This is a genomic window from Parasphingorhabdus sp. (assembly GCF_048269915.1).
In the GTDB taxonomy this organism is placed as follows: Bacteria; Pseudomonadota; Alphaproteobacteria; order Sphingomonadales; family Sphingomonadaceae; genus Parasphingorhabdus.
Genome location: NZ_JBLWTY010000002.1, coordinates 318,693 through 335,903, shown reverse-complemented (window position 1 = coordinate 335,903; position 17,211 = coordinate 318,693). Strand labels below are relative to the sequence as shown.

Here is a 17,211-nt window from a genome sequence, read left to right as displayed (position 1 = left end):
ATCTCATATCAAAGCGCTTAAATTGTCACCATGAACATAGCTGACCCTTTCAAGTCCGGAAATCCGTTGCCGCCAAACACGCCCGATATTCTCGACGCCCGCTTCGCCATTGGCGATGTGGTGCGGCACCGCATTTTTGATTTTCGCGGCGTAATTTATGATATCGATCCGGTTTTCGCCAACAGCGAAGAATGGTACGAAGCCATACCGAAGGATTTGCAGCCGCAAAAAAACCAACCTTTTTATCATCTTTTCGCCGAAAATGCCGACAGCAGCTATATCGCCTATGTCAGTCAGCAAAATCTTTTGCCCGATGAAAGCGGCGACCCGATCGGCCATCCCGATGTGGCAAGACTATTTCAGGCGACCGATGGCGGAAAATATAAACTGCACCATATTCACCAGCATTAGAACGGCGCGATCAGGATTTGATCTTCCAGCCTGATTTCAGCAGAAAATAGCAGATAATCGCCAGGCCAATGTTGATAGCCAGCAATATTGCGGCACCCTGCACGATCGGCGAATCCGCTACACCGAGGAAGCCATAGCGGAATCCCGATATTGCATAGAAGAACGGATTGGCGTGGCTCACGGCCTGAAAAGCCGGAGACAGACGGTCGATAGAATAGAACGTCCCCGACAAAAGCGCCAAGGGTGCCACAACGAAGTTGGTAACCGCCGCAGCATGGTCGAATTTTTCCGCCCAGATCGATGTTAACACGCCCAGAAAGGACAGCATCGCTGCCCCCATGATGCCGAACCATAATACTGCCCACCAATGCGCAATACCGACATTGACACCCGGCCAGATGAACATCGCCAGCCATACTGCGAAACCAACCAGAGCTGCGCGTGTCATCGACGCTACGACCAGGGCTCCAAGCAGTTCTCCCACCGATAAAGGCGGAGTCAGATAATCTATAATCGTACCCTGAATCTTGCCCACCAGCATCGAAAAGCTGCTGTTGGCAAAGGCGTTTTGCAACATGCCCATGCAAATCAGGCCCGGTGCGATAAAGTCAGCAAAGGGCACACCCAAGACGGCGCGGTCACCGCGCCCCATGGCGACGGTAAAGATGACCAGAAACAACAATGTCGTGATCGAAGGCGCCCACACGGTTTGCAACTGGACCTTGAAAAACCGGCGTACTTCTTTCTTGTACAGGGCGAGAAAACCGGCCCAGTTGACCCCGCGAATGATCGGAACGCCCGGCTCGGCGAACTGCATCACGCTGGCAGGGCTTTCAGGCGGCGATGGTTTGGAACTTCGGTCTGGCATATTCGCTCCGCCTATCGGCTCTCAGCACCAATCACAAGCCCATATCGCGTCTGAAAGGCACCAATATCGTGGTTGTATATTCACCGCTGCGACCCTATATCGCTGCAAACTCGAAATGATTGGGACTTTGCATGGCTTGGACAGACGAGCGAATCGATTCACTGAAGAATATGTGGGAAAAAGGCCTGACCGCCAGCCAGATCGCGGAAGAACTGGGTGGCGTCAGCCGCAATGCCGTGATCGGCAAGGCGCATCGCCTTGGCCTGAAGTCACGCCCATCCCCGGTAAAAGCCAAGCCCAAAGCCAAAAAAGGTGCCAAACCGGCAGCGAAACCGAAAAAACCACCGGCAAAAACCGGCGCGGTTCCCAAGCCCAAGGAAGAGCATGTTGCACGGCGCGCGATGCCGCCGCCAACACCGGCCGCCCGTACCCATGCCGCGCAGCAGGCCCGCCAGCCCAAGCATGATGGTCCGAAGATTGTGTCCGTCGGCCCCGGCGGTTTTTTGCGGCAGGGACCGGGCGATCAGCAAGCACCAATTCCACCCGCACCGCCGCGCCGTCTGGTGCCGGCCAAGCCGAGTGAGGAAATTGCCGATAAAACCAGCCTGCTCGATCTGAATGACAAGATCTGCCGCTGGCCAATCAACCATCCCGGCGAACCCGACTTCCATTTCTGTGGTGAAGAAGTGAACCCCGGCTTCCCTTATTGCGTCGAACATTGTGGTCGCGCGTTCCAGGCACAATTGCCGCGTGGCACTCGTCGCGCACCGCCACCATTGCCCTTTGGCGGACCTCGGGTACGATAAAACACGCCCCGGATCGGGAGAAATTTCGATCCGGGGGCTAAACGCCGCATAAGCCTCTTGCCAGCGTGACTCCTGCGCTCTTATAGGATCGAGCATGTCTGATGATCTGTTCGGGTCCAACCCGCCAAGCCATTCCAAAACCGGTGACTATGATGCCTCTGCGATCGAGGTGTTGGAGGGGCTGGAGCCGGTCCGCAAACGGCCCGGCATGTATATCGGCGGCGTCGACGAACGCGCGCTTCACCATCTTGCCGCTGAAGTTATCGACAACAGCATGGACGAGGCCGTCGCCGGCCACGCAAGCCGGATAGAAATCACGCTCGATGCAGAAAACCGGCTGACTGTAACCGACAACGGCCGCGGCATTCCCGTTGATCCGCATCCGAAATATCCCGGAAAATCGGCACTTGAAGTGATCATGACCACCCTCCATTCGGGCGGCAAATTCTCCGACAAGGCCTATGCAACGTCGGGCGGCCTGCACGGCGTCGGCGTGTCGGTCGTCAACGCCCTGTCCTCCGAAACGGTCGTCGAGGTGGCGCGCAACAAGACCCTCTATCGCCAGTCCTTCTCGCAAGGCCTTGCAACGTCGAAGCTTGAAGAAGTCGGAACCGCTCCCAATCGGCGCGGAACCAGCATATCCTTCATCCCCGATACAGAAATTTTTGGCGAGGGAAACCGGTTCAAGCCCTCGCGCTTGTTCAAACTGGCGCGCTCCAAGGCCTATCTCTACGCGGGTGTCGAAATTCGCTGGAAATGTGATGAAAGCCTGGCCAGCGATGATGTCCCGGCAGAAGCGATCTTCCAGTTCCCTGGCGGCCTTTCCGATCATCTGCGCGAACAGCTTGGCGGACGCGAATGCGTCACCACCGAGTTTTTCGCCGGGAACCAGGAATTCCCGGATGAACAGGGCCGGGTCGAATGGGCCATCACCTGGCCGATCTGGACCGACGGCAGCTACAGCTGGTATTGCAATACCATTCCCACCCCCAATGGCGGCACCCACGAAACCGGCTTGCGCAATGCTCTGGTGCGCGGCTTGCGGGCCTTTGGCGAACTGGTCCAGATCAAGAAGGCGGCACAGCTGACTGCCGACGACATCATTTCCGGCGGCGAGATGATGCTGTCCGTGTTCATCCGCGATCCGCAATTTCAAAGCCAGACCAAGGACCGGCTGACCTCTCCCGAGGCGAACAAGCTCGTCGAAAACGCGGTGCGCGACCATTTTGACCATTTCCTCACCGACAATATGGACCGCGGCAAGGCGCTGCTCGGCTTTGTCATGGAGCGGATGGACGAACGCCTCAAGCGCAAGGCGGAACGCGAGGTCAAGCGCAAGACCGCGACATCGGGACGCAAGGTGCGTCTGCCCGGCAAACTCACCGACTGCTCAATAGGTGATCCCGAAGGCACCGAATTGTTCATCGTCGAAGGCGACAGCGCCGGCGGCTCTGCCAAACAGGCACGCGAACGCAAAACTCAGGCGATTCTGCCAATTCGGGGCAAAATTCTGAACGTGGCATCGGCCAACAGCGCCAAGATCATGGCCAATAGCGAGATTGCCGACCTGATCCTCGCGCTCGGCTGCGGCACGCGCAAGGATTGCGACCCGGACAATCTTCGCTACGAGCGAGTCATCATCATGACCGACGCGGATGTCGACGGTGCCCACATCGCGACTTTGCTAATGACATTTTTCTTCCAGGAAATGCCCGAACTGGTCCGCCAGGGGCATCTCTATCTCGCCCGCCCACCGCTCTATCGGCTTACTGCGGGTGGCAAGAGCCTCTACGCCCAGGACGACGCGGCGCGTGCCGACATCGAGAATGGCCCGTTCAAAGGCAAAAAGGTCGATGTCAGCCGGTTCAAGGGCCTCGGCGAAATGAACCCTTCCCAACTCCGCGAAACCACTATGGACCCGGAAACCCGTTCTTTATTCAAGGTCACGCTGCCGCAGGAATATGAACAACGCGCCAGCGTCAAGGATCTGGTCGATCGCCTGATGGGGAAAAATCCGGAGCACCGGTTTAATTTCATCCAGCAAAATGCAGCGAGCCTTGATGAACAGGTTATCGACGCGTAACAGGCAGGGTCAGACTGAAATTTGATTTCGGGAGATGTCTGTGCGGTTTCCGTTCGCCTTTGCTTTATCCCTGCTGTCCTGTTCGATCGCATTCGTCACCATCCCTGCCCAGGCCCAGACCAGACCAGTTATTTCGGAACAGCTTTCCCGGCGCGCCGATGATGTGCTCCGCCTGTTGCAGGGCGAACCGATTGAGGCCGAGATATTCGACGAGAATTTCCTCAATGCCGTGCCCCCCGAACAATTTCGCACGCTTGCCAGGCAGATCGTCACGCAACAGGGACAGGCACTGGAAATTGCATCTATCGAACCGCGCGGCGCCAATTCGGCGACTCTCAAGGCCCGGTTTGAACGTTCGATCGGCACGATTCATATCGACCTCGAGCGGCAACCGGAGCACCGCATTTCAGGACTTCTGATCACCGGGTTCGAAGCCGCCGGAGACACGCTTGATGATGTGCTCACCGCGATCGATGCCCTGCCCGGCCGTCAGGCTGTTCTGGTCCGGAGACTGGACGATGATGATCAACCCCCGCTCGCCGCGCTCGATCCGGACGGGCGCTATGCCATCGGTTCAACGTTCAAACTCTATATATTGGCCGAGCTCGACCGGGCCGTGCAAGCGGGCGAAAGACGATGGAGTGATGTCGTGCAACTGGGACCAAAATCCCATCCCTCCGGGATCAGCCAGAACTGGCCGGACAATGCCCCGATGACATTGCACACGCTGGCAACGCTGATGATCTCGATCAGCGACAATAGCGCCACCGACACATTGATCCGGGTCATCGGCCAGGATCGCCTGGCAAAAATTGTTCACGCCACAGGTCATCGCAAGCCAGAAGAGTTGCGCCCCTTTCTGATGACCCGCCAGGTATCTGCGCTGAAAATGCCCGTGCATGCCGCGCGAAGAAACGCTTTTCTGGGCGCTCAGCCGGCAGAACGTGAAAATCTGCTTGGCAAGTTTGACCCCGCATTGACCCTGACAAGTCTCGATCCGCGCATTTTGACCAATCGCCCCAATTTTATCGATCAACTCGAATGGTTTGCTACGCCGCGAGATATCATCGGATTGCTGACCTATCTGTACCGCAACGCGGGGGAAGACACCCGCGCACTCATGGCAATAAACCCCGGTATTGGTCAGGAAGCCGCAAGGAAGTGGGCTTATTTGGGCTATAAAGGCGGTTCGGAGCCCGGTGTATTGTCGTATAATTTTCTGCTGCAATCCAGAACCGGCAAAAACTATGGGATTTCAGTGAACTGGAACAATGAAGAACAAGCCCTGCAGGAAGGCAAACTGCTGGCTCTGACAACACGTTTGGTGAATCTGCTGGCGAAACAATAATATCCGACAGCTATCGCCGGACAGAAACCTTTTCCACTAAGGTTGTTCGGCTTCACTCACGTCATAATTGATGACATATTCGCTGCGGTCGCCGTTCATGGTCTGGGTATAGGTCCCGGGAATAGCGTTCACGGCCACTGTGCCGATCGTATCATGGCCACCGACCATATCATACTCCATCACCTTGAATATGACGGGATCGCTTAACTCGAACGTCTCACTTATCGTCCATCTGTCGCCTTTCTTGAACCGCTGGTTCTTGTTGCCGGCATCCGGAAAACGTTCACCATTGTTAAATCGGAGAAACAGGTCGTCGGGTACGCCCAGAAAACCGGTCAGTTTGACATTCTGTATCGTGATGTTGGAAATTCTGACGGTCTTGCCGGCGACGACTGGAGCGTCGGTACTGATTTTTGCAACCGGTGGTGGCGCCGCGACCAGAGCGGAAATTTTTGTTGCTGCCTCCACAGCATATTTGCCGTCCGGAAACAGCGACAAGTAGGTACTGAAGGCACTGACGCTATCGGTGGCAAGCGCCCCCCGCCACGTGATGCCTTCCAGTTCGGCCTGATCAACGCCGGGAGGAGCGGCGCTGGACGGTGCAGCCGCTTGTCGGGTGGGCCGCGGAGTCAGATAGACAGGCGTACCGGTGATGCTAGCGCTGACAAAAGGACGCTGTTTCCCGCCGGTGGCTTTCAACACATCATCGCGCACCGTCCCGCCAAGCAATTGCAGGGGCAGATCGGGTTCCGGCAGGCGGGCGGCCAGAGATTGCGCAAACGGAGAATTTTCGCCCTCACCATCACTGGCTGTCTGCCCCGGTGCGGCGGAATATATAACCAGCACATCGTCAACATCAATTCCCGCCAATCCACGCACAACCGCTCTCGAACCTGCCCGCCAGCTGTTGGCAAAGGGGTTGTTACGGCACGCATCCAGAACAACCACGCGGACCTGCGCACCGGATACGGTTTCCATCAGGCGGTTGAGGTTGATCGTTTCAAAAGGCAGATCGAAACTGGAGTTCAACTCCGCGTCGGTCGGCACCAGCCAGTTTTCACCCTGCCCCTCCAAGCCGTGCCCGGCATAATACACCAGCGCGATATCCGCGCCATCGGCCTTTTCTCGAAAGCGCCGAAGCGTCATGCGAAAATCGTCAACGGATTGATCGAGTGCGATTGTGACTTCGTCAAAACCGGCTTTTTCAGCCGCCCGAGCAACCAGCTTGGCATCATTGACGGCATTTGCCAGCGGACTGGTGTTAATATATTCCGCATTGCCGATGATCAGGGCGACTTTTTTTGCCTCGGCAGCGTTCACGCAAAATAACAGCGAAACCGTTACAAAAAACAAGAATCTAGCCATGATCATCCCTAACCTTTCCCCATTCACTAAGCGGGAAAGGCGGAACTCGCAAGTTTACCCGCCCGTCAACGCCGCGACCAGCGCCTTGACCTTCTGTTGCCGCCATTGCGGCAAGGGTGCCATCAGCCAGTAACCGCGCGACGACACGCTGTCTTCGCCGATAATCTCGACCCGGCCCGCAGCCAGATCGCGCTGGACCAGCATTTTCGGTACCCAGGCATAGCCAAAGCCATTGGCTGCAGCCTCAATCGCGAGGCCGCCATCAGCAACCCGCATCAGCGTTTCTTCGCCTTCGGAAATGGGGCAGCCGGGCCAGTCAATCTTGTTGCCGCCGTCGCTACCCGCCGCAGCAATCTTCACGAACACGGTATCGCCAAGCATTTTGCCTTCATGCTGGCCTGGTCCGTCGCCGAGCCAGATTGCCACGTCCAGATTGGCTTCGGTGAAATCGATCTCATCATCGGCGGCTACTAAGGCAAAACTCGTGTCCGGATTATCGGCTGAGAAGGCGGACAGTCTCTCATTGAGCCATTTCTGGGTGAAATCGCGAGGTGCGGCGATGGTCAGCTTGTGCGAGGACTGACCCGATTGCATTGCCCGGACGGCTTCTTCAAATTGCAGGAAACCGGAACGAAGCGCATCCAATCCAGCCGCCGCTTCGTCAGTCAGCTCCAGACCTTTGGGGGTACGGCGGAACATCACCACGCCCAGCATGTCTTCCAGCGCGCGGATTTGTTGGCCTACTGCAGCTGGCGTCACCGCCAGTTCATCGGCCGCTTTGGTAAAACTGAGATGCCGGGCGGCGGCATCGAGCACGCGAAGGCCATTCAGGGGCAAATGGGTACGCTTCATTGCTCGACCGTCGGTTCGGTGAGGGGAAAATGGGGAATGCGGACTTCAAAGGCTGGCGGCGTACTGCCAACCATGACAAAATAGCCTTCCATTGAACCGCTCGATGTATTGAGCGGGCAGCCCGAGACATAATCGTGGGACTTACCCGGCTGGATGATCGGCTGTTCACCGACAACACCTTCGCCGTCGACAACTTGCAGTCCGCCATGTTGATCGTTGATCTGCCAATGCCGCATCAACAGCTGGACCGCCTCGTCCCGATGGTTCTCGATCCGGACATGATAGGCCCAGAACCAGCGATTGCCGTCAATGTCGGATTGTTCCGGCAGGAAGGTCACCGCGACGCGTACGGTAACGCCATCGGTGGTCTCGGCAAACGGGAAGAATGATTCCATATCCATGATATAGAGTTAAAGCCCTACGGACGAAAGGGCCTGATCCAGGTCTTTGATCAAATCGATCGGATCTTCCAGACCGACATTGATCCGTAGCATGTCTTCGGTGATCCCGACTTCCAGCCTGGCCTCCTCCCCCAATCCATGGTGGGTGGTCGAGGATGGATGGCACATGAGCGAGCGACTATCGCCAATATTGTTCGAAATATCGATCAGATTCAATGCATTGAGTAAGCCGTGCGCACGCTTGCGACCGCCACCGACATAAAGCGAGAAGATCGGTCCCGCAGCTTCCATCTGACTCATCGCGAGATTATGCTGGGGGTGGCTGGGGAGGCCCGGGTGCAAGATTTTCTCTACGCGCTGCTCCAAAAACTTGCCTACCTCGAGCGCATTATTGCTCTGCCGGCGGATACGCAGGTCTAGCGTTTCCAGTCCCTTGAGCACCACCCAGGCGTTGAACGCGCTCAACGTTGGGCCGGTGTTGCGGGTGAAGGCGAGCAAGGTCTCCTCGATAAATTCCTCGCTGCCGCAGACCGCGCCAGCCAGTACGCGCCCCTGCCCGTCCATCATCTTGGTAGCGCTATAGGCGACTACGTCCGCACCATATTCCATGGGCCGCTGCAGCACGTTTGTGGCGAATGCATTGTCCACAACGCTGGTGATGCCCTTGGCCCGCGCGAGATCACAAATACTGCGGATATCGATCACGTCCATGGTCGGGTTGGCGGGCGTTTCGAAGAAGAAGACCTTGGTCTTGGGCGTGATCGCCTGTTCCCAATTTTCAATCTCGCGACCATCGACGACGGTTGTTTCGATCCCGAATTTGGGTAGCAGGCTATCGGTCAGCCAGCGGCAGGACCCAAACAGGGCACGGCTGGCGACCACATGATCGCCCGCCTCCAGCTGGCAGAGCAAGGCGGCGGTCATCGCGGCCATGCCCGATGCGGTCGCCCGGCAGGCTTCCGCGCCTTCCATGATCGCAATCCGCTCTTCCAGCATCTGCACCGTTGGATTCTGCAGGCGGCTGTAGGTCATGCCGTCCTGTTCACCGGCAAAGCGGGCAGCGGCATCCTCGGCGCAATCATAGCTATAACCCGATGTCAGGAACAAGGCTTCGGATGTCTCGCCAAATTCGCTGCGCATCGTGCCGCTGCGGATCGCCTGGGTGGCAGGACGCCAGTTCTTGGTGACATCGCGGTTCTGGCCGGTGTTTCTCTTCATCTTATTATCCTAGCCGCCTGTCAGTTGCGCGACAATAGCGTCGCCGATTTGCGCAGTGGAAGCATGTCCGCCAAGATCATGGCCGAGGACGCCCTGTTCGAGCACAGCCGCTACCGCCGATTCGATTCTGGCTGCTTCTGCCTCCATCCCGAAACTGTGCCGCAACATCATAGCTGCAGATAGGATCATCGCGGAAGGATTGGCAATGCCCTGCCCCGCAATATCCGGCGCGCTGCCATGAATGGGTTCGTAGAGGCCCTTGGTTCCTTCACCCAGCGACGCCGATGCCAGCAGACCGATCGAGCCGACGCACATGCTCGCCTGATCGGAAAGGATGTCGCCGAACAGGTTGCCGGTGACGACCACATCAAACTGGCCGGGATTACGCACCAGTTGCATCGCCGCATTGTCGACGTACATATGGCTGAGTTCCACGTCGGGATATTCAGCCGACAATTCGATCATCACGTCGCGCCACAATTGCGATGTCTCCAGCACGTTGGCCTTGTCGACCGAACACAGGCGCTTGCCGCGTCCCATGGCGGTCTTATAGGCGACATGCCCGATACGCCGGACTTCGCTCTCGTCATAGGACATCACATCATAGCCCTCGCGCAAACCGTCTGCGGTTGTGCGCATGCCCTTTTCGCCAAAATAGACATCACCGTTCAGTTCGCGGACGATGACAATGTCGATGGTCCGAGCGATTTCCGGCTTGAGACCGGACGCGTCTTCCATACCCGGAAACATCTTGGCAGGCCGAAGGTTGGCGAAAGTCTGCATTTCTTTGCGCAGACCCAGCACCGCCTGTTCGGGACGTAGGTGGCGGTCGAGATTGTCGCACGATGGGTCGCCCACCGCACCGAACAAAACCGCATCGGCCGATTCGACGACCGCCAGCGTTTCCGGCGGCAGCGGATGACCATGTTTGTGATAGGCAACACCGCCGACAGCGGCGTGGGTCAATTGCATATCGGACAACCCGAGGGCATCGAGAACGCGCAGCGCCTCGATCATGATTTCCTGACCAATGCCGTCTCCGGCGAGCACCGCAATATGCATGAATTTTCCTTCCTGAACGCGCGCCGTTCCTGCCGATTATCAAGCGTTTAGGCAACCACCCTTTTCAGGCGATCGATCAATATCGACCGGGCCGCCAGAACGTCCTTGCGGCGCTCCTCGAAAAAATGGCGTTTCAGGAAAAAACCGGTAACGCGCAGGCCGTCAAATATATCACCCCATTCGGGCATCACCGGCTGCGTGAAGAATGCCGGCAGCGGCAAAAGACGTTCCTTATATTCCTGTCCGGCAAAGGCACTGACAGCGGTTGCGCTTTTCGGGCTGATGTAAATCAGATCGTCCTCCAGGCCGGTTGCGGCGCATTTGTCCAATGCCAGGCCAAAGCCCAGTTCAGAGAGCAGCAGCAGTTCATAGCGCACCAGCGCAACGGCCCACCCCCTGGCGGAGGGCGCCCCGCAAATCGCGTCGAGCAAGGCGGAAAGAGCCGAATGGATTTGCGGATAGCTGTGTTCTTCCGGCAAGGTGGCGGCCGTCAGCGCCGTCACCCAGTCGAGCGCTGCGCTGGCCAGCGGCTCACCCAGAAAAGGACCTCTGCTCTGCTGCAGTTCCACCGTCATTGATGCCAGCTGATCCTCGGTCCGTGCCCGATAATCGGCCTGAACAATGTTGGAGGGGATCAGAACCGGCCGCATCATCCGCGACCGCGCACCACGGACATATCCGGTCACAAGGCCATTACCGGGAGTCAGCGACCGCACCACCGCACCATGTTCGCCGTGGGATTTGACCGAACAGATGATCGCCGATGTGCGCAAGCTAGGCATGGAAAAAATCGTAGATCTTCTGCGCCACCGTCGCCGACACGCCCGGCGCACGCTGCAGATCGTCGAGCGATGCGTTTTTGACGGCGCGGGCAGTCCCGAAATGCAGCAGCAGCGCCTTTTTCCGTGCGGGACCGACACCCGGCACATCATCCAGCGAACTATGGCCAACTGCCTTGGCTCGCCTTGTCCGATGCGCCCCAATGGCGAAGCGGTGCGCCTCGTCGCGCAACCGCTGAAGATAGAAAAGCACCGGACTGTTGGCCGGCAGATTAATCGCACGGCCGTCGGGCAGATGAAATGTTTCCCGCCCTGCATTACGGTCCGGCCCCTTGGATACACCGATCATAACGACATCCTCGACCCCGATTTCGGCGAGCGCTTCGCGCGCCGCGCTCATCTGACCCTTGCCGCCGTCAATCAGCACCAGATCGGGCCACTCCCCCTTGTCGCGATCCGGATCCTCCTTTTGCGCACGGGAGAAACGCCGTTCGAGCACTTCCCGCATCATCGCGAAATCGTCGCCGGGCGCGATATCAGGATTTTTGATGTTGAATTTGCGATAGGCATTTTTGCGAAATCCCTCGGGGCCAGCCACAACCATGCCGCCGACCATATTCGTACCCTGAATATGGCTGTTATCATAGATTTCGATGCGATCCGGCACCGCATCCAGCTCCAGCAATTCGACCATTTCCCGCATGATCTTCGCTTGGGTCGAAGTTTCCGCCAGACGCCGGTCGAGCGCGTCCTTGGCGTTGCGACTTGCCTGTCCCAACAATTTCCGGCGGTCCCCGCGCTGCGGTTTCGATACGCTTACCTTATAGTCGGCCTTGGTGCTCAACGCCTCGGCCAGCAATTCCGCATCAGGGAGTTCGCGGTCCAGCAACACCAATTTGGGCGGCGGCATCCGGTCGTAAAATTGCATCAGGAAACTGGAAAAAATCTCGTCAATCTCGACATTGCTTGTGTGCGCAGGAAAAAAGCTGCGGTGCCCCCAATTCTGGCCACCCCGAATGAAAAAGGCCTGGATACAGACCGTAGAGCCCTCGCTCGCCAGCGCAAATATGTCGGAATCGGGCAAGCCCTGTGCGTTGATCGCCTGATTGCCCTGAATGAAGGTCAGCGCCTTCAGCCGGTCGCGATAGACCGCCGCCATTTCGAAATCGAGGGCATCGGAGGCCTTCTCCATTGCTTCGCCCAGCTTGTTCTGCACAGCAGTGGATTTACCCGACAGAAAATCCCGCGCATCCTCGACCAGCTCGGCATAGTCCTCCTTGCTGATCCGGTCTACGCAAGGCCCGGAACAACGCTTGATTTGATAGAGCAAGCAAGGCCGCGAACGGTTGTTGAAGAAACTGTCCGTGCACGACCGCAACAGAAACAGTTTTTGCAACGCGTTGATCGTCCGATTAACCGATCCGGCGCTGGCAAAGGGTCCAAAATATTGCCCCTTTGTGCGCTGCGCGCCGCGATGTTTGGTAATTCGCGGAAAATCATGATCCTCGCGCAACAGAATGAAGGGGAAGCTCTTGTCGTCCCGCAATAGCACATTATAGGCGGGCCGGAATTTCTTGATCAATTGCGCTTCGAGCAGCAACGCCTCGGCTTCGCTGCCGGTGGTGACGATGGTCATCGAGCGGGTTTGCGCGACCATCCGCATCAATCGCTGCGGCAGGCGGTTCATCTGAACATAGGCACCGACGCGGGCCTTCAGCGAACGAGCCTTGCCGACATAGAGCACATCGCCGCGCTTGTCCTGCATGCGATACACGCCCGGCCTTGTGGGCAGCGTGTTCAATACTTCACGGATCGCCGCCATTCCGGCCTCGAGATCGGGCGTATCCCCCTCCCCACGCACAGCGTAGGTGGCCTTGTCCTCATTGAAGCGGGACGCAGCATTGGGTTGATCGGGACGGTCGGCCTTGGACATCAGGCATATCTAGGAGGGCGAGCAAGAGTTTGCCAGCCACAAGATGATATCCCCTCCCATATCGGGAGAGGATAAAATTAATTCAGCGTTTTACCTATATCGCCAATTGCCTTGTCGATCAGGCCCTTGTCTGCAGCGGCATCATGGCGTGCAGCGATCAAGGCTTCTGCCGCTTTGGTAGCAGCCGTTGCGGCCTTGGCGTGAACGGCGGCAATCGCAGCGCGTTCCGCGGCGCTGATTTTTTCTTCCGCCATCTTCTTGCGACGAGCGACCAGCGCCTTGGTTTCTGCCTCGGCTTCCTTGACCAGGATCGCAGCTTCCTTTTCCGCGCTATCCATCAGCGCTTCAACTTCAGCCTGCGCGCCTGCGGTTTTAGCCTCATATTCGGCTTTCAGCGCTTCGGCTTCCTTGCGCAAGTCCGCGGCTTCATCGAGCGTCTTCTTGATTTCGGCAATCTTGTTATCCAGCATGCCGCCGACAATTTTGGGGACTTTCATCCACAACATGATCGCGAATACGACCAGAACGCCGACCGCAACCCAGAAAGTCGCGTCGCTCAATGGACCGCCAGCCCCTGCGCCCTCTGCCAAAATCGTCAATAGCATAGTCTATCTCCTTCAGCAGGCGCTCAGAAAGCGGCCTTGACCGCTTTCTTTGCTTCCGTTGCCGTAACCTTGGCACCGGAAACCGTTTTCACAATAGCCTGAGCGGCATCAACGGCAACGGCTTCAATTTCCAACAGTGCTTTGCTTTGAGCCGCCTTCAGCGCAACATCAGCTTCATTAGCTTTCTTCGCGATGGCGGTATCCGCACGCTTGATGGCGGCCTCATTCTTTTTGGCGACCTTGGCTTTGGCGTCGCTTACCTTGCCAACTGCATCGGCGCGTGCATCATTGATGCTCGCGCGATAATCGGCTTCAATCTGCTCAGCCTTGTCCTGCCCGGCCTGCGCCGCGGCAAGGTCATCGGAAATCCGCTTTTGACGGTCATCAACAGTCTTGCTGATCTTTGGCACCATATTTTTGGCAATGCCAAAATAGATGATACCAATAACGATCAGCAACCAGAAAAACTGGCTGCCGTAGACTTCCATAAGCTGACTAATTTGAGGCATTATTCACCCGATGTTTCGAAACGCAAATAGGCAATTTGACGCGGGTCGGACCTGCCGACCCGCCATCAAAATTATTCAGCTGGTGCAGCGGCCGGAGCTTCTTCAGCTACAGGCGCATCAGTGGCTGCTGTTTCCGCAGCAATGACTTCAACCGGCGTCGCCGCTGGTGGTGCGTAGAGGATCATCATCGCAACAGCGAAAGCGATCAGGCCGAGCAATTCAGCAGCAGCGAAGCCGATGAACAGACGTCCCTGCTGGCCGTCGGCCGCAGATGGGTTGCGCAGAGCGCCTTCGAGGAAGGATGCGAAAACATTACCAACACCGGATGCAGCAACACCGATACCGATTGCAGCGATACCAGCGCCGATTACTTGTGCAGAAGCGAGATCCATTTTGTTAACTCCGTATTATAAAACTAGGATTGAAAGTGACTTAGTGAAGATTTTCCGCATCGCTAATATACAGCGACGTGAGAAGAGCGAAAACATAGGCCTGGATAGCACAGACCAGAAGCTCCAACGCACTGACAAAGGCGATGAAGAGAATGCTGAGCAGCGCGATACCCCAACTGGCACCCCCTGCGTCAATGGCCTGAACAACAAAACTTGCGAACACCTTGATCAGGATGTGGCCGGCGATCATCGCGACGAACAGCCGCAAGGCGAGACTGAACGGACGAACAAGGAAAGACAGCAATTCGACCGAGAAAATCAGCGGCATCATCCAAACCGGCGTACCATGTGGAATGAACAGGCTGAAAAATTTAAAGCCGTGCTTCCAGAAACCAACGATCAGCACGATCGAGAAGCTGATCGCTGCCAACAGACCGGTAACGGTGAACTGGCTGGTGACCGTGAACGGGTGGATGCCGGGTATGATCCCGAAGGGCATCATGCCAAGCAGGTTGGAAAACAGGATGAACATGAACAGGGTAAAGACCCAGGGCGTATATTTCTTACCATTGGGGCCGATGCTGTTGGCGATAATATTGTCGATAAAACCGACAACACCCTCAACCATCACCTGCCAGCGACCAGGAACCAGCTCGCGCTTCATTCCGCCCATCATGAATATATAGAGCAGCACCAAGACGACAAACATCCAAAGCGCGCTGTTAGTGAAGCTGATCTGCTGACCGAATAAAGTGAAGCCATCAAAAATGGGCTGCACTTCGAATTGGTGCATAGGATCAATCTTGCCTTCGGTAGCCACTAATTAAACCCCTGATCGTCAATCGTCATCATCTGGTAACGCCGTGCCGATATCATCCACCGGCTGGCTCGAAATCATATAAATTTTCCTGAACGCTACTCCCGCCCCAAGGAAGAAGAATAGCAACAGGAACAAAGGCGTCGTTTCCAGCCAGGTGTCAAACAGCCACCCAAGAAGAAAACCGGCAGCCACGCCTCCGATCAGATAACTTAGCACCCTTGCACCGAGCCGCTGACTTTCGTCTGGCCCTTTGCTCCGGTGCCCCGCTTTGACCCGCTCTCTATTCTGTGCCGCTTCCAGTCGCTCTTCCAGCGACGAAACCCGCACATCCTCTTCGAGGGGATCCCGATCAGATTCGCTTGCTGCCATTATAGTCCCTTAAACCCCCCGAAGAGTGCCAGAAAGAGCCACAAACACCAGCAGGCCGACCCGCCAAGGCGCGGTCCGTTTAGGAAAGCATGGCGAGCAAGTCAACAGCGATGCAGCGATGCAGAATTTTGTGGGATTAGGAGAGCATTTTCACAGGCTATGCTCTCCCCATTTGCGCCGAAACGGCCGGGATGCACGAACATAGGTCCGGTCCGTCCCGCCACTGCAAACCCGACCCGATTTCTTGACGTGCGGAGGATTGTCGTGAAGAGCTGTGTTGCGTGCAAGAGGGTTGCGTTGTTTATGGCTTCAGGATCAAAAACGGTAATATACGCGGCATTGGCAGGTAACAGCCTGATCGCCATTTCCAAATTTATAGCAGCTTCCTTCACCGGCAGTTCCGCAATGTTCAGCGAAGGCGTGCATTCGGTGGTCGACAGCGGCAACCAGTTGTTGCTCCTGTTCGGCCTGAAGCGCGCGGTTCGACCACCAGACAAAAAACATCCTTTTGGCTATGGGATGGAATTATATTTCTGGACCTTCGTGGTCGCCATTCTGATTTTTGCGGTAGGCTCCGGCATTTCGATCTACGAAGGCGTGCAAAGCCTCTATCACCCCCATCCGGTGGAATCACCGGAATGGACCTATGCTGTTCTGGCTTTGGCGATGGTTTTCGAAGGGGCGGCCTGGTGGGTGGCCTTTCGCGAGTTTCAGCGGACAAAGGGCAACCAGTCATGGTTTGCAGCTATCCGCAACTCCAAAGATCCGACTGTTTTCACAATATTATTCGAGGACAGCGCGGCAATGCTGGGCCTGATCATCGCCTTTGCCGGGATTTTCTCGGCCCAATATTTTGACCTGCCGATACTCGATGGCATTGCCTCGATCGGCATCGGTATCGTACTGGCGTTCGTTGCATTGTTGCTGGCTTTTGAGAGCAAGGGCCTGCTGATCGGGGAAGGCGCGTCCCCCGAAGTGGTTGCCGGCATCCGTGCCGTGGTGTCCGGTGACAGCCGCATCACCGGACTGAACGAAATATTGACCATGCATATGGGGCCGGAAGACATATTGCTCGCCGCCAGTGTCGACTTTGATGATCACCTGACCGCCGACAAGGTGGAACAGGCGATCACCGATTTTGAAAAGCGGATCAAAGCAGCCTTCCCGCAAGTGAAACGGATTTTCATCGAAGCACAAAGCTGGCGGCAGCATCATGCGACGGCCATTGCCGCCGGCGAAATGAGTTCACAGCGACCGCCCGATGGCAAATGACACGGGATCAATCGAGAGCGGAAGCATCGCCTGACGGGATTGGCCGTCCTAAAATCCCATGATCCCGAACGGGATTATGGATTGTTATCCGGCTGCATACTGGGTGGCAATGGCCGTG

Annotated in this window: 17 protein-coding genes and 1 pseudogene; 5 read left to right on the top strand and 13 right to left on the bottom strand. The window is 56.8% G+C overall.

Translation table 11 applies throughout. The features are described 5' to 3' along the window. Window positions 1-30: 30 nt before the first annotated feature. Window positions 31-411: a heat shock protein HspQ gene (gene hspQ, locus ACN0WX_RS06600; RefSeq protein ID WP_417621508.1), complete on the top strand. Its 381-nt coding sequence runs from the start codon at window positions 31-33 to the stop codon at window positions 409-411. Between the two features lie 10 nt (window positions 412-421). On the opposite strand, the gene ACN0WX_RS06595 is transcribed toward hspQ, so the two are convergent. After that, window positions 422-1,279: an ABC transporter permease gene (locus tag ACN0WX_RS06595; protein WP_417621507.1), complete on the bottom strand. Its 858-nt coding sequence runs from the start codon at window positions 1,277-1,279 to the stop codon at window positions 422-424. 131 nt (window positions 1,280-1,410) lie between these two features. Between ACN0WX_RS06595 and ACN0WX_RS06590 the strand changes: the two genes are divergently transcribed. The 3 genes from ACN0WX_RS06590 (at window position 1,411) to ACN0WX_RS06580 (ending at window position 5,516) form a co-directional block, all read left to right on the top strand. Continuing rightward, on the top strand, window positions 1,411-2,085 hold the full coding sequence (locus ACN0WX_RS06590; protein ID WP_417621506.1) for a GcrA family cell cycle regulator: 675 nt from the start codon (window positions 1,411-1,413) through the stop codon (window positions 2,083-2,085). Window positions 2,086-2,179: 94 nt separating this feature from the next. Continuing rightward, entirely contained in the window at window positions 2,180-4,168 is a 1,989-nt protein-coding gene (gene parE / locus ACN0WX_RS06585; protein WP_417621505.1) for a DNA topoisomerase IV subunit B, read from the top strand. 40 nt (window positions 4,169-4,208) lie between these two features. Next, entirely contained in the window at window positions 4,209-5,516 is a 1,308-nt protein-coding gene (locus tag ACN0WX_RS06580; RefSeq protein ID WP_417621504.1) for a serine hydrolase, read from the top strand. A 36-nt stretch (window positions 5,517-5,552) separates the two neighbouring features. Here the strand turns inward: ACN0WX_RS06580 and ACN0WX_RS06575 are convergent, their stop codons facing one another. The 12 genes and pseudogenes from ACN0WX_RS06575 to ACN0WX_RS06520 all read right to left on the bottom strand — a co-directional run bounded on the left by ACN0WX_RS06575 (window position 5,553) and on the right by ACN0WX_RS06520 (window position 15,821). Continuing rightward, on the bottom strand, window positions 5,553-6,881 hold the full coding sequence (locus ACN0WX_RS06575) for a caspase family protein (protein WP_417621503.1): 1,329 nt from the start codon (window positions 6,879-6,881) through the stop codon (window positions 5,553-5,555). Window positions 6,882-6,935: 54 nt separating this feature from the next. Continuing rightward, window positions 6,936-7,733: a LysR family transcriptional regulator gene (locus ACN0WX_RS06570; RefSeq protein WP_417621502.1), complete on the bottom strand. Its 798-nt coding sequence runs from the start codon at window positions 7,731-7,733 to the stop codon at window positions 6,936-6,938. Beyond that, window positions 7,730-8,128, bottom strand: a complete 399-nt coding sequence (apaG, locus tag ACN0WX_RS06565) for a Co2+/Mg2+ efflux protein ApaG (RefSeq protein ID WP_417621868.1) — start codon at window positions 8,126-8,128, stop codon at window positions 7,730-7,732. Before apaG ends, ACN0WX_RS06570 begins: the two co-directional genes overlap by 4 nt. A gap of 15 nt (window positions 8,129-8,143) precedes the next feature. Beyond that, window positions 8,144-9,352 carry a trans-sulfuration enzyme family protein gene (locus ACN0WX_RS06560; protein ID WP_417621501.1) on the bottom strand — a complete coding sequence of 403 codons (1,209 nt, stop codon included), beginning with the start codon at window positions 9,350-9,352 and terminating at the stop codon, window positions 8,144-8,146. Window positions 9,353-9,361: 9 nt separating this feature from the next. Then, a complete protein-coding gene (gene leuB / locus ACN0WX_RS06555) occupies window positions 9,362-10,414 on the bottom strand; it encodes a 3-isopropylmalate dehydrogenase (RefSeq protein ID WP_417621500.1) in 1,053 nt (350 codons plus the stop codon). A 47-nt stretch (window positions 10,415-10,461) separates the two neighbouring features. After that, window positions 10,462-11,196, bottom strand: coding sequence for a DNA repair protein RecO (gene recO, locus ACN0WX_RS06550; RefSeq protein WP_417621499.1), 735 nt, complete (start codon window positions 11,194-11,196; stop codon window positions 10,462-10,464). After that, a complete protein-coding gene (gene uvrC, locus ACN0WX_RS06545) occupies window positions 11,189-13,126 on the bottom strand; it encodes an excinuclease ABC subunit UvrC (protein WP_417621498.1) in 1,938 nt (645 codons plus the stop codon). Before uvrC ends, recO begins: the two co-directional genes overlap by 8 nt. A gap of 77 nt (window positions 13,127-13,203) precedes the next feature. After that, window positions 13,204-13,731: a F0F1 ATP synthase subunit B gene (locus tag ACN0WX_RS06540; RefSeq protein WP_417621497.1), complete on the bottom strand. Its 528-nt coding sequence runs from the start codon at window positions 13,729-13,731 to the stop codon at window positions 13,204-13,206. A 23-nt stretch (window positions 13,732-13,754) separates the two neighbouring features. Further along, window positions 13,755-14,240 (bottom strand): ATPase, encoded by a 486-nt coding sequence (locus tag ACN0WX_RS06535; protein WP_417621496.1) that lies wholly within the window; start codon window positions 14,238-14,240, stop codon window positions 13,755-13,757. 173 nt (window positions 14,241-14,413) lie between these two features. Beyond that, window positions 14,414-14,632: pseudogene (locus ACN0WX_RS06530) on the bottom strand (F0F1 ATP synthase subunit C); the annotation flags it as partial. 40 nt (window positions 14,633-14,672) lie between these two features. Beyond that, window positions 14,673-15,425, bottom strand: a complete 753-nt coding sequence (locus tag ACN0WX_RS06525; RefSeq protein WP_417621867.1) for a F0F1 ATP synthase subunit A — start codon at window positions 15,423-15,425, stop codon at window positions 14,673-14,675. A 45-nt stretch (window positions 15,426-15,470) separates the two neighbouring features. Further along, the gene (locus ACN0WX_RS06520; RefSeq protein ID WP_417621495.1) at window positions 15,471-15,821 is read right to left on the bottom strand and encodes an AtpZ/AtpI family protein; all 351 of its coding nucleotides are present in this window, start codon (window positions 15,819-15,821) and stop codon (window positions 15,471-15,473) included. A 303-nt stretch (window positions 15,822-16,124) separates the two neighbouring features. Between ACN0WX_RS06520 and ACN0WX_RS06515 the strand changes: the two genes are divergently transcribed. After that, window positions 16,125-17,093 carry a cation diffusion facilitator family transporter gene (locus ACN0WX_RS06515; protein WP_417621494.1) on the top strand — a complete coding sequence of 323 codons (969 nt, stop codon included), beginning with the start codon at window positions 16,125-16,127 and terminating at the stop codon, window positions 17,091-17,093. The last annotated feature ends 118 nt before the right edge of the window (window positions 17,094-17,211 follow it).